This is a genomic window from Burkholderia sp. Ac-20379 (genome assembly GCF_017104645.1).
Classification (GTDB): Bacteria; Pseudomonadota; Gammaproteobacteria; order Burkholderiales; family Burkholderiaceae; genus Burkholderia.
In genome coordinates this window covers 1-852 of record NZ_JAAGPF010000762.1, presented here as the reverse complement: position 1 = coordinate 852, position 852 = coordinate 1, and the positions used below count along the sequence as shown (strand labels likewise).

Below are 852 nucleotides of genomic sequence, written 5' to 3'. Positions count from 1 at the left end.
GACGAGATCGTCAGCGCGCGCGCCGGGCGCGAGCGCGACGAGATGTCGGGCTTCGCGCCGCGCGTGCCGGTCAAGCCGGTGACCATCGCCGAGCTGGCCGGCGTGCCGCCCGCATGAGCGCCGGCATGGGCGCGGGTGCGCTGCCGCGGGCGCGCACCGAGGTGGCCGTGATCGGCGCGGGCATCGTCGGCATGAGCCTGGCCGGCTTTCTCGCGCATGCGGGGCTGGACGTGACGGTGCTCGACGCAGCCGTGGCCGGCGGCTCCACGGCGAACGCCGGCAGCCTGCACGTGCAGATGCAGAGCCGGTTCATGCGACTGTTTCCCGATCGGGTGCCGGGCATGGAACGGCAGTTGCCGCTGTATCCGAAGGCGGTGCGCTACTGGCGCGAATTCGAGACGTTGACCGGCGGCGATTTCGAGCTGAAGCAATCGGGCGGGCTGATGGTGGCCGACACGCCGCAACAGCTCGATTTCCTGCGCATCAAGAGCCGCCGCGAACGCGAACTGGGCCTCGCGACCGAGGTGATCGGCCGCGACGCGTTGCACAGCCTCGCGCCGTGGCTCGACGCACGCGTGCTGGGCGCGGAGCTGTGCGCGGACGAAGGCAAGCTCAATCCGCTCAAGTGCAATGCGGCCGTGCGCGCCTGGGCGCGGCGCGGCGGCGCGACGTTCGTCGAGCCCTTCGCCGTGCCCGCGTTCCAGGATCGGTCTCTCGTCGTTTACGGTCACTGTTTTGCTTTCTTTTTTGTTCCCCGTGTTCGCCCTTCCCTTCTTTCTTTATTCTGTTTTCTTCTTCTCTCTTCCATCTTCTTTCCTTCTTTCTTCCTCTCCTCTTTTCCCTCTTTTCTTT

The 852-nt window shown here is 66.8% G+C and carries 1 protein-coding gene; it reads left to right on the top strand.

The window, feature by feature from the left end:
• Positions 1–113 precede the first annotated feature (113 nt).
• The coding region (locus G3N92_RS34465; RefSeq protein WP_206131933.1) for an FAD-dependent oxidoreductase at positions 114–852 on the top strand (739 nt) is incomplete at its 3' end.